The organism is Desulfomarina profundi (genome assembly GCF_019703855.1).
Taxonomy (GTDB): domain Bacteria; phylum Desulfobacterota; class Desulfobulbia; order Desulfobulbales; family Desulfocapsaceae; genus Desulfomarina; species Desulfomarina profundi.
Genome location: NZ_AP024086.1, coordinates 619,679 through 631,718, shown reverse-complemented (window position 1 = coordinate 631,718; position 12,040 = coordinate 619,679). Strand labels below are relative to the sequence as shown.

The 12,040-nt window shown below is 45.4% G+C and carries 11 protein-coding genes, 1 other RNA gene and 1 pseudogene; 4 read left to right on the top strand and 9 right to left on the bottom strand.

Translation table 11 applies throughout. The annotated features are described in order from the left end of the window. Positions 1–79 precede the first annotated feature (79 nt). The 3 genes and pseudogenes from LO777_RS02880 to LO777_RS02870 form a co-directional block, all read right to left on the bottom strand. Positions 80–945, bottom strand: a pseudogene (locus tag LO777_RS02880) (YicC/YloC family endoribonuclease). A 224-nt stretch (positions 946–1,169) separates the two neighbouring features. Next, on the bottom strand, positions 1,170–1,700 hold the full coding sequence (locus tag LO777_RS02875) for an OmpH family outer membrane protein (RefSeq protein WP_228856059.1): 531 nt from the start codon (positions 1,698–1,700) through the stop codon (positions 1,170–1,172). A gap of 82 nt (positions 1,701–1,782) precedes the next feature. Beyond that, positions 1,783–2,295, bottom strand: coding sequence for an OmpA family protein (locus LO777_RS02870; protein ID WP_228856058.1), 513 nt, complete (start codon positions 2,293–2,295; stop codon positions 1,783–1,785). A 526-nt stretch (positions 2,296–2,821) separates the two neighbouring features. On the opposite strand from LO777_RS02870, the gene LO777_RS02865 reads away from it, so the two are divergent. The 3 genes from LO777_RS02865 (at position 2,822) to LO777_RS02855 (ending at position 5,037) form a co-directional block, all read left to right on the top strand. Next, positions 2,822–3,244, top strand: a complete 423-nt coding sequence (locus LO777_RS02865; protein WP_228856057.1) for a hypothetical protein — start codon at positions 2,822–2,824, stop codon at positions 3,242–3,244. Continuing rightward, positions 3,244–4,545, top strand: coding sequence for a radical SAM protein (locus LO777_RS02860; protein ID WP_228856056.1), 1,302 nt, complete (start codon positions 3,244–3,246; stop codon positions 4,543–4,545). Before LO777_RS02865 ends, LO777_RS02860 begins: the two co-directional genes overlap by 1 nt. A gap of 75 nt (positions 4,546–4,620) precedes the next feature. Further along, on the top strand, positions 4,621–5,037 hold the full coding sequence (locus tag LO777_RS02855; protein WP_228856055.1) for a Fur family transcriptional regulator: 417 nt from the start codon (positions 4,621–4,623) through the stop codon (positions 5,035–5,037). A gap of 166 nt (positions 5,038–5,203) precedes the next feature. On the opposite strand, the gene tyrS is transcribed toward LO777_RS02855, so the two are convergent. From tyrS to LO777_RS02825, 6 genes are all read right to left on the bottom strand, one after another. Then, complete coding sequence (tyrS, locus tag LO777_RS02850) at positions 5,204–6,415, bottom strand: tyrosine--tRNA ligase (RefSeq protein ID WP_228856054.1); 1,212 nt, start codon at positions 6,413–6,415, stop codon at positions 5,204–5,206. Between the two features lie 31 nt (positions 6,416–6,446). Further along, entirely contained in the window at positions 6,447–8,012 is a 1,566-nt protein-coding gene (rny, locus tag LO777_RS02845) for a ribonuclease Y (RefSeq protein WP_228856053.1), read from the bottom strand. A gap of 466 nt (positions 8,013–8,478) precedes the next feature. After that, positions 8,479–8,652: non-coding RNA, 6S RNA (ssrS, locus tag LO777_RS02840), on the bottom strand. 89 nt (positions 8,653–8,741) lie between these two features. After that, on the bottom strand, positions 8,742–9,056 hold the full coding sequence (locus tag LO777_RS02835; protein ID WP_228856052.1) for a cell division protein ZapA: 315 nt from the start codon (positions 9,054–9,056) through the stop codon (positions 8,742–8,744). Between the two features lie 44 nt (positions 9,057–9,100). Next, positions 9,101–9,526 carry a hypothetical protein gene (locus LO777_RS02830; protein ID WP_228856051.1) on the bottom strand — a complete coding sequence of 142 codons (426 nt, stop codon included), beginning with the start codon at positions 9,524–9,526 and terminating at the stop codon, positions 9,101–9,103. A 338-nt stretch (positions 9,527–9,864) separates the two neighbouring features. Further along, on the bottom strand, positions 9,865–10,350 hold the full coding sequence (locus LO777_RS02825; RefSeq protein ID WP_228856050.1) for an NUDIX hydrolase: 486 nt from the start codon (positions 10,348–10,350) through the stop codon (positions 9,865–9,867). A gap of 228 nt (positions 10,351–10,578) precedes the next feature. Here LO777_RS02825 and LO777_RS02820 point away from each other — a divergent pair, with 228 nt between their 5' ends. Further along, complete coding sequence (locus tag LO777_RS02820) at positions 10,579–12,039, top strand: lytic transglycosylase domain-containing protein (protein WP_228856049.1); 1,461 nt, start codon at positions 10,579–10,581, stop codon at positions 12,037–12,039. Position 12,040 lies beyond the last annotated feature (1 nt).

The window sequence follows — 12,040 nt, the reverse complement described above, 5'->3', positions numbered from 1 at the left end:
TACATATGGTACGTCGAGCACATTACACGATCACCCCACAACGCAGTAGATCGGAGTTTTTACGAGTCCATCAAAATTATCATTCAATGTTCTGGACCTGTTCACGCATTTTCTCAAGCTCGCTTTTCAAATCCACTGTATGATGAGCAATGGCGGCATCATTTATTTTTGATGCCAGGGTATTCACTTCCCGAAGAAACTCCTGGATCAGAAAATCAAGTTTTCTGCCCACTCCACCACCTTCTTTTAAAAAGAGCTCAAATTGCTGAATATGACAGTGGAGACGGACAATTTCCTCAGTAACATCTGTTTTATCTGCCATAACAACAACTTCCTGGGCCAGCCGTGCCGGATCGAGTTGAACATTGCCAAGAAGCTTTTCCAGCCGCTCCCGCAGGTTTTCCTCTCTTGTCCGCAGAAGGTCGGGAATGACAGATTCAATAGTGTCAAGAATTCCTTTAAAAACAGTCAACCTCCCCAGAAGGTCACCGGCAAGATTTTCTCCTTCCTGGTGCCGCATCAGATCACAGCTGTTCAGGGCTTCATCCAGGACACTTTCCACAACGGGCCAGATTGCCTCCGGGTCTTCATTTTTCTGTTCCCTGATAAGAATTTCAGGATACGTTGCCAGAAGTGTACTGAGGCCAACCTCTTCAAGGCCAAGTTCTCTTGAGAGAATCTGCAGACTCTTTCTATATTCACGGGCAAGATTGCTATCCGCCCGGACCTCGGTCAGATCAGAGAAATCACCACTGACGCTGAAAAACACATCGACACGCCCCGATGATGAAATGTGGAAACCTTCTTCCGTACCTTTTCTTCTAACGTCGCATAGCCTTTTGGTAGTTTTATCTTCAGGTCAAGGAACCTGTGATTGACACAACGTATCTCCACAACCCAGATACGACCATTACTTTCACCCTCACCCCGGCCAAAACCGGTCATACTCTTCACATCCATATACACCTCAAATTCAACCCGCATTGGCTGGAACTGACGGCTCAGCAGCAAACAGACAAGAAAATTCCAACTGCGGCAAAATCACCTTCCAAAGCAGAATAATCTAATAGAACCGCAGAATAGACAATAAAAAAACGATGCACAAGAGAGCCACCCCGCGCATCGTTCGACAATACGATAAACTCGTTACATTTTTTTCCAAGGTAGACTTATTTCTTGGCCATAGCCTCATTCAGCTTTTTGATTATGGCATCACTTATATCTATCTTGTCAGCGAAGTAAATAACACCGTTCTTTGAATCCAGGATTATAGTATACCCGTTTTCCTTACCAAATTTCTTGACAACTTTCTCCAGAGCCTTAAGAATTGGTTCCAGCTCTTTATCCTGCATCTGCTTCATTTCAAAACGGGCGTCATCTGTCTTGGCCTTCAGTTCACGACCATTCTTTTTGAACTCACGGATTTTTTCAGCTTTTTTTTCCTCACTCCAGGCAGAACTTTTTTTCTTTATTTCTTCCTGCAGGGCCCGCAGGGAATTTTCCTCTTCCTTGAATTTGGCCTGCAGTTCCTTCATTTTCTTTTCAAAACGAATTTTGGCCGCTTTCCCCGCACTGCACCCAATAATTACTTTCTGGACATTCATCACTCCGATCTTTACATCGGCACTGAAACCGTTTTGCACTGTAAAACTGATAACTGCAAAAAAGGCAAGAAGCATTGTTAATTTGCGCAGGACCATATTTGTCTCCAAAATAAATAAAAAGAGCCTCCCCCTGAAGGAGACTCGGAAAATTCGATCAGGCACCCCTGATAACTCATTATTATTGAACAACTACAAAATCATCTCTTCTGTTCTGGGACCAGGACAACTCATCATGACCGTGGAGCAGCATCCTCTCTTCACCGTAGGATACAGTGCTCAACCGTGACTCATCCACTCCGAGATTAACAAGATATTTTTTTGCACTCAGGGCCCGACGCTCTCCCAGTGCCATATTGTATTCGTTCGTGCCACGCGGGTCACAATTGCCTTCAATGCGGACATTCATATCAGTCTTTTTAATAAATTCAGCATTCACTTCAATCCGGGGTACCTGGTCAGCTTTAATCTCCGATGAATCAAAATTAAAGTAGACCGGCAACATTCCTTCGGTTGTGCGACCTTCACTGATTCCCAACGGCTTGGAATCCAGAGACTCTTCAGCTCCCATGGCCTCATTATTGGTTTCCACTGCTACAGCTTTTTCCGTATCAGTTTTTTTGCCACAACCCGAAAGAACCATGACGGAAACACATATTAAGGCCGGCAACAGAATTTTTACGCTTTTTAACATAGTCAGAACCTCCAGAAGTACCTATATTATTGATATGAAAATTATTTGGGGATCAGGGAAATAAACGGCATTTCCACTCTTAATTTTCATGCTTTACTTATGCCCGGAAAATCCCCCCTGAATCAGGGGCACAAATTTACTTTTTGGTTCAGCCTGATCACAGCTGCTGACGAAAAGACCGAAGGTATGCTTTAAAAACAATCAGACAAACAGATATCTTTGAGTCAATTGGATATATATAAAGGAAAGAACACCAAATTCAACTTTTTTTTTCGGTGTACCACTATTCTTTTATAAAAGCTACAGACTATTTCAGTTTTCTTCTTTTAAGAAGCCGGAAAAGGGTAAAATTTTCACCCGGGATGGCCCCCATGAGAAAATATTCGTACAGGCAGGGTTCACTTTCCGCTAGTGATATTTATTCTTTCAGATTATAAAATGGTGGTATTGATTTTCAGTAGTTTTTGTAATTAACAGGTCTTCTATTTTCTTCTTCAGCAGATGAGACCTTTTCGGGGAGAGTTCAATGGCTAAAGTAAATATCAGTCCCAATAGAACCACAGATAAAACGATTCGAAAAATTGACCGGAAACGTGAACAGGAACGGAGAAAAATGTTCCATCTTGCCAAGGATCATGCCCCGGAGTTTGCCGCAAAGCTGGCCCAGCGAATCATAGACAGAAAAATTATCGAGACGACTTCTGCGGATGCCATACGGGAAGCCTTTGAAAAACAGCTTAATTCCCTTGGCTATATCGACGAATTTGAACTGCAGATGAAAATCGCCCCCATCCGCACCATTGCCCAGGACCCGAATGTGGTCAGTCTCTATTTCACGCAATACATTATTGAAGACTTAATTAACAATCCGGCCATCCAGGATATCTTCGGCGACGATCTAGATATTTACCGGGTTGTCGATTCCGTATTCAGGGTACTGAGACCCTGATGTTCAAGCCATCTGCCCACCCGGTCCTGCTCCTGGCAGATTCTGCCGGCAACATCACGGACTTCCCTGAACTGGAAGCAGTGGGCATGAGTAATGGACACTTTGAAAAACCGGCCCTTGAAGATTATATTCCCCTGCCGGAAGGCAGCGAACTCTTTGGTCTTCCCGGGCGGCTGCCGGTTGGCTGGGACCCGGTTGAACATGAACCTGTTCTCCTCACCGAAGATCCTGACAGACCAGGGGAACAGATACGGGCCGTAGCCGCATTCATGGCACCGGCCCATACTGCCATTTACACCAGCAGCTACCAGACTGAGAAGAATGGACCAACCCTCCCTCTCTTTGCCTATACCGCGGTTGGTTGGCAGGACGGCCGTTTCTGGGTGACTGCCTTCAGAAGTGATCCGGACAGGAGACAGGATTTTGACCAGTTCAGCCAGCAGACGGTCGAGCAAAGGACCAGAAAGAAATTGAAACATTACAGAAATAACCGGCTGGTTCAGCATCTCGGCAAATGTTGTCTCACCTATGGCTGCCCTGCGGCGCGCAATTTTTTTCTTGGTCGATGGGAAGCGCCTCTCCCCACTTCTCCGGAATGCAATGCCCGCTGCCTCGGTTGTATCTCCCTTCAGCCGTCAGGATGCTGCCCTGCTACCCAGGACAGAATTACCTTTGTCCCCACCCCTGAAGAAATTGCCGAAATGGCCGTAATTCATCTGCAGACAGCAGAAAATCCCATCGTCAGCTTTGGCCAGGGATGTGAAGGGGAACCCCTGTTGCAGGCCGATGTGCTGCAACAGGCAATTGCCCTGATCAGGCACAAAACCGACAGAGGCACAATCAACCTCAACTCAAACTCGAGCAGACCCGGGGCCGTAGCGCAACTCGCTGATGCAGGCCTGGACAGTATAAGAGTCAGCCTGAACTCTACTGTCGAAAAATACTATAACCGTTATTACAGACCGAAGGGGTATTGTTTCACCGACGTAAAAAAATCAATTGATAACATGAAAGATGCCGGACGGTTTGTCTCACTCAACTATTTCATCCTGCCCGGTTTTACTGACTCGAAGGTGGAGTTTGTATCCCTGTGCCGATTTATCGAATCCCATTCTCCAGACTTTATCCAGTTGCGTAACCTTAACATGGACCCGGAATGGTATCTTCAGGCCCTGCACTTCCCTCATGATTCACAATCAATGGGCATGAGGACCTGGTTAAAAGAGCTGAAAGCTCGATTCCCGTTGCTTCGTTTCGGCTATTTTAATCCCCAGGTGAACACTGCTGATGATTATTGTTGATTTTTCATGTAATTTTTTATACTATATAATAATTGATAAATTTTCTCAAAAACTTTTAAAGGTACTGATTTGATTATGGAAGATTTGCCAAACATGCGACTAACGACGCAACGACAGATTATTTTGGAAGAACTGGGTAAGGTTACCTCACATCCCACTGCCAATGAAGTATACGATATGGTCCGAAAGAGACTTCCCCGTATCGGCCTTGGGACTGTTTACAGGAATCTTGAATTAATGGCCGAAAGCGGTATCATTTTAAAACTGGAAGTAGGAGGCACCCAGAAAAGATTCGACGCAACTGTCACTCCCCACTACCATATCAGGTGCAGCAGCTGTGGTAAAGTTGACGATATCGATCTGGAAGTACAGCAGGAAATTAATGAAGCTGCAGCAAAAACATGCAACTACAAGATCCTGGGACATCATATTGAATTTTCAGGAATCTGCAGTGAATGCCTTGAAAAAAATGGCGAACAACTGCTGAACTGAGATGCTGACAGCAGTAGTTCTTCTCCTTTCTCTTCCCCTGGAGGGTTGTTCTGTCTTTATTTATCCAGGGGAGGGAATATAAAATTGCGTCTACCACAACAGGCAATGACAACCTGCACTGTGGAAAAAACGCCTGCGGTGTGAAGTTGTCAGATAGTGTAAGAATTCAGCGAAAAACAACCTTGCAGAATCGTCGTTTGCCGACCTTGAGCAACGGTGTTCCTTCCGGAGCCACCATCCTGTTCACATCCATAACTTTTTCCCCGTCTATGGAGACCGCATTCTGTTTGATCAACCGTCTTCCCTCTGACGTTGATTTGACAAGCGCTGCATCCACAAGAAGCTGAGGTAGCCACACAGGTTCAGATACGGAACAGATAAATTCTTCTATCTCATCTGGAACTCCACCTTTCTTAAAGACCTTCTCAAAGTTTTCTTCTGCAGCAAGTGCCGTCTCGGATGAATGAAACCGGGCCGTCAATTCACGGGCCAGCTGTTTCTTTACCTCTTTTGGATGGAGTGTCCCATCCTTCACTTTGTCTGCAAGTTCTTCAATGTCTCTGCTGTCCAGATCACTGAGAAGTTCATAGTAACGAAACATCAGATCATCGGAAACAGAAAGAACCTTGCCGTAAATATTATCGGCTGATTCGGTAATGCCAATATAATTACCGAGTGATTTCGACATCTTATTAACACCATCCAGACCTTCAAGAAGCGGCATGGTCAGTACGATCTGTGGTTCCTGTCCCCGGGAACGCTGAAGGTCTCTGCCCATGAGCAGGTTAAAAAGTTGATCCGTCCCTCCCAGCTCAACGTCTGCCTCCATGGCCACAGAATCATATCCCTGGATAAGTGGATAGAGAAACTCATGAATGGAGATGGGTTTCCCGCTGTCAAATCTCTTTTTAAAATCATCCCGTTCAAGCATTCTGGCCACTGTCAGCTGAGAGGCAAGCTTGATCATATCATAAGAAGTAAGCTTTCCGAGCCAGGTGCTGTTAAAAACCACACGCGTTTTTTCCGGATCCAGAATTTTAAACACCTGACTTTTATAACTCTCTGCATTTTCCGCAACCTGTGCCACAGTCAGCGCTTTTCTCGTATCGGACTTGCCGGTGGGATCACCTATCATTCCGGTAAAATCACCTATCAGAAAATAGATGTCATGCCCCAGATCCTGGAAATGTTTTAATTTCTGCAAAAGGACAGTGTGACCAAGATGCAGATCGGGTGCGGTGGGGTCAAAACCGGCTTTCACCTTCAACGGCACACCTGTCTCTTCTGACTTCTTCAATTTCTTGATGAGTTCCTCACGGGATATACAATCCACTGTTCCCCGCTCTATCAGTTCAAGCTGCTTTTCTATCGAAACCATTTCCAAACCTGTTCAAATACGTTGTTTTTACCTACCTGGCATATTCCACGGCCCGTGTTTCCCGAATAACGGTAATTCGAATTTGCCCGGGATAGGTCAATTTATCCTCAATGGATTTAGCAATATCCAGGCTGAGCAGAGTGGCCTCTTCATCCTTCACCTTGTTCGAATCCACTATGATCCGCAGGTCACGACCGGCCTGAATGGCATACGATTTTTCCACACCCTCGTATCCGTTGGCGATGGCTTCCAGATCTTCAAGCCGCTTGACATAGCTCTCAAGCATCTCTTTTCTGGCCCCCGGCCGGGCTCCCGACAGTGCATCAGCAGACTGCACCAGTACATCAATAACACTCTGGGGAGGCTGATCTTCATGGTGGGCACCAATAGCGTACACCACTTCTTCCGCCTCACCGTATTTCTTTGCCAGATCCCGCCCGATTATGGCATGGGACCCTTCGACTTCATGATCCACAGCCTTACCGATATCATGAAGAAGACCGGCGCGTTTGGCAATCTTTACATCGACACCCAGTTCCGATGCCATAATACCGCAGAGAAAAGAGACTTCCAGGGAATGCTGCAGAACATTCTGCCCATAACTTGTTCTGTATTTCAAACGACCAAGCAGGTTCATCAGCTCCACATGAACTCCATGGACGCCCACATCAAAGGTCGACTGCTCCCCAGCTTCCCTCATGGTCACCTCAAGTTCCCTGGTAACTTTCTCCACAACTTCTTCAATTCGGCCTGGGTGAATTCTGCCGTCATTGATAAGCTGCAGCAGGGCCAGACGGGCAACCTCCCGGCGAACCGGATTAAAACCTGAAAGTATAACCGCCTCCGGGGTATCATCTATGATGATGTCTATTCCGGTTGCGGCTTCAATGGCCCGGATATTTCTTCCTTCGCGACCAATTATCCGACCCTTCATTTCATCGCTTGGCAGAGGAACAACCGAAACGGTCCGATCGGCCACGTAATCCCCAGCGTACCTGGAAATAGCAAGGGCCAGAATATTTTTCGCTTTCCGGTCCGCCTCAACTTTCATTTCATTTTCTATTTTGGCAAGCCTTTTGGCTGCATCCATCCTCGCCTCACTCTCCAGAGAATCCATCAGGAGTTTTTTTGCCTCCTCCTGACTGATACCTGCAAGACGGGACAGTTCATATCGCTGCTTCCCAATCAGATTATCGATTTCCTTATGCTTTTCCTGCCATTCATCCTTCAGCTGCTTTAATCGTTTTTCATTTTTGTACAGCTCAAGCTGTTTTCTGTCGTAACTGTCCCACTCTCTTTTGAGACCGTCCCGTTTCCGTTTCAGCTGCCTTCTCTCGTCTTTGAGTTCATCACGGTCAGCCTGAAGTTCTTCTTCAAGTGCCTGCTTGACCTTGTAGGCCGCCTCCTTACTTTGCAGCAACGCCTCTTTTTTTAACTGTTCGGCCTCGACAATAGCTGTTTCAATTATCTGCCGACTTTGGGCCTTAATATTTTTTTCGTTTCCCTCAACAACCCGTTTTCGCAGAAAAAATCCAATGACCAGACCAGCCACCAGACCCGAAGCAAGAAATAAATAGGGAGAATTGAACAAATCCATAAGGAAATCCTATCGTTTAAACGACTGACAGGACAGAGGAACAGCCAGAAGAACAAAAGAGAAAAGCCCGTACTACCACCTGGACTCTTGAGGTGACTTCAATAAAATCTCCCATCCAAAACCGGGCAAAGGAGATACATTACACCATTGCAGCAAACAAAATGCCATATATTTCCAGTAATTACAGAACAATAAGCCAATTATCCGGCATTAGTCCAGAGTAATTCAAAAAATATAATTCCCGACACCTCACGTCAATGAAAATATCCGAAAGATTATTTTAAAAAAGCAATTGTCGCTTTCCAATATTCTAATTTGTTCCGACAGCACCTTTCTGCTGAAGTCAATCTTGTTAAAATATAATTAACCGGAAGGTTTTCTTTTTCTTTTTTTGCCTCTCAATGTAAGCAGAAACCCACCGGATCGTTAAAATTACATCCACAACACATTATATAAAAATAAAAACATCTTCCCCACACTGCCGTGTCACCAGGACAGTTAAACCTAAGTTAATAGGTGGGCATCCTCATAACAACGTCAGGAAATTCGCAAGCGATCTTCCTTAAGATACCAGCGGAGGTACCCTTTTCATGAGAGTTGGCTCAACAAACACTGAGGATCACCAACAGTGCAGGGAAAGACCCGTATTTCATTTCATGTCTTTATCTGTAACTATAGCAGACTTTCCAATAAACGAAAACAGTTTATCTGAAAATCCTGCCGCACCGGCTACATGGTTTCAGTATCATCTCCAGCCAGCCCTGCACCGATTTTCTTATTCAAACGGGCTATACGCTGTTCAGAATCCTCCCTGTAATCTTTGAATTCCTGTTTCAGTTTCACATAACGTGAAGCAATATTCAGGCATGCCAGTATGGCAATCTTGCTTACGGGCAGGGTTCCGGAACCACCGGCTGGACCGGGCTTGACAAGACTGCGGACAAGACTGAGAATAGACTCCATCTCCTCTTCCGAGGCACCTGTATAAAAAGCATACTCCTGCCCCATGAGTTCAAACCGCACAAGCCTTTCTTTTTCCGACATTCCGGCTCAGCCCCCGTCACTTTTTCCAGCATTAAAATCGGTTATTATTCTTCAGGAGAAGATGTTCCCATGGAAAACAGATTATGCTGTACCCTTCTCTCCTCCTCGTTTTCCTCTGCAACTGAAGAAAATTCACCAGTTTCAGTGGCATTGACACCAGCCCCCTCTCCGGCCATTTCCTCCCCGGCAGAATCTTCATCGTTCTCGGTCATCTCAGGCCCTGTGATCTCTTCTTCACCCAGATTCCGCTCCCATTCCTCAATCTGAGCAACAAGTCGATTAACCCTCAGGCTGATCTCATTTCTCTCTACATCACTGGAAGAAAGGTTTGAGCGAAGATTTTGAATTTCCTCATCCCGTTCAGCCAGTTCTCCCTGCAATTTCCTGTTTTCCTCGCGTAGTCGCGTAAAACGGAGCAGCAGGCTCTCCACGAACTGTTCAAGACGCTGAAGTTCACTTTCCTGTTCCATAATGAAACCCCCTTTATTTCTTTTCCGGCAATTCCCCGATCTGTCGTTTTCTTATGGAAAACAGAACCAGTCAACAATGTAACTGCCGGAATTTTTATTGTAATTTTGCATGTGAAACCCAACCTGTTTCAAGATATGCCCAAGGCATACAACCATATCCGCTGTGCACGGAAACCAGACTGAGTTGAAATATTAACGAGCAGAAAAACCATGTTGGAGTATACCATGGTACGTAACTGATCACGAGGTTTTTAACTGTCTGTTTTCATGAATTTATAATTTACAAATGGTCAACATCAGGCTTCAGAAATTCATTTCCCTAAAAAGGCAGTGACCGATCAGATCCGGGAATACTTCCAGTCCAGTGGCCGTCCATTATCATACGGCATATACCCGTGAAACACCCGTGGATCATCGTCAAAAACCAGAGGAAGAAAAAATCGGTCCCCCTCCCACATTGGAAGATCCAGGATATCAGCAACATTGACCCAACAGAGATCTCCCTCTTCATTGGTCATCTTCGGAGTTCCCAGGAAACTGTCTATTCTGTAGATGAAACCAAACCAGTTTTCCCCCTTCGGGCCAAAACCCGTCCAGTTGACGGTTCCCCGCAGTACAACATTTTCACAAATAATACCGGCCTCTTCCCGTATTTCCCGAAGCAGACATGTATGAATATCCTCTTCCGGCATCATCTTGCCTCCCAGGCCATTATATTTGCCGAGATGCTGATCATCTTTTCTTTTATTGCGATGAACCAGCAGCGTCTGCCGGCCATCGGGAGACATTATATAACCAAGAGTCGCAACTATAGGAGTATACATGGTTTTTCAAACACCTTCCTTCTGATTTGTTGTGGGTGATCCTGAAAAGGCTGCGGGAAAATGGCAATTGCAAATTTCAGGTGACATGCTATCATTATTACAGGATTTTCCTGCAGAGATTGTAAACATTTCTGATTACACCTGAAACCCGGCATGACTGCAGCATCTGAACAGCAAAGAGCTCAGACCGAATTCATGGGTGATCAATAATTTTTCCAAGTGACCATTTTGGTTTTATTTCGGACAATCATTTTTTTCATAATGACCCTGGGCATCTCTTGTCCCGTAACTGGATTTTCCGGACAACTGTTCCCCCATTATCCCGAAATAAAGAAAAATATCGCCTTCTGGAAAAAAATCTATTCCACTTATTCCCTGAACGATGCAGTTATACATGACTCAGATAATTTGTCCATTATTTACGAAGTAATTCCCCTGCTCGACTCCGAACTTCCAGGGGCTGACCGCGTAAACAGGCTCGCCCGCAAACAGGCCCTGAAACATTACTCACATCTTTTAAGGAAAATTGCCAAAAAGAAAAAGGCCACCACGTCCCGGGAAAGAAAAATTCTTGCCCTTTTCAAGGGACCCAATAAATTCAGGATCATGGCCAAAGCCGCAGAAAATGTTCGTATTCAGACTGGACAGCGTGAACGTTTTCTCCAGGGTGTAATCAGGGCCGGAGCCTACATGGAAGAAATGAAAAGAATATTTCGATCCATGAAACTGCCGGAAGAACTCGCCTATATTCCCCATGTTGAATCATCGTTCAACACCAGGGCCTATTCAAAATTCGGGGCTGCAGGTATGTGGCAATTCACCAGGGGAACCGGCAGACAGTATCTTGCTATCAACTATACAATCGATGAACGCCTGGATCCCATTATCTCAACACGGGCTGCCGCCCGTTACCTTAAAAATAGTTACCAGACTCTGCATAACTGGCCTCTGGCCATAACGTCCTATAATTATGGTCTGGCGGGCATGGTAAGGGCTGTGGTCGCAAAGGAGAATTATCAGAAAATTTTTTCCGGATATGACAGCGGCCATTTTAAATTCGCCTCAAAAAATTTCTACTCCGAATTTCTTGCGGCCCTGGAAGTTGCAGAAAAACTCGAGAAAACGAGCCGTATTCGAAAAAAGCGGTATCCTGCGACGCGGTACCTCAAACTCAAAGGATTTATTCATATCGACCGGATAAGCAGCCATTTTCATCTCAGCCACGCAAAGATAAAAGCACTCAACCCGGCTCTTCGTCCCTCTGTCTTCACTGGAGAGAAACTCATTCCCAAGGGTTACCCGCTCAGGTTGCCAAACACAAAAAGCATCAGAAGGGCAATAGCCTCCCTGCCATCTACTTATTTTAAGAAAAACCAGCGACGCTCTTCCTTTCATCTTGTTCGCAGAGGAGATACAGCCGGTTCAATTGCCAGACTCCACGGAATTTCACTGGAGAAACTGGTCAAAGCCAATAACCTCGACCGTTATGCAACAATTTATATCAAACAGAAATTGAGAATACCTCAACCTGGACAGCCACCTCTTTCAGAGAAGAAAAGCAGAAAAAAGAAAAAAAGAAAACAGGCTCTCATTCTGGGCCAACCCGACACTGTCCCTCTTTTGACTGCGAAGAAAAAAAACAGGCCGTCAGCCAGGCGGAATTTTATCACACCAACAAATAACAGCTGAG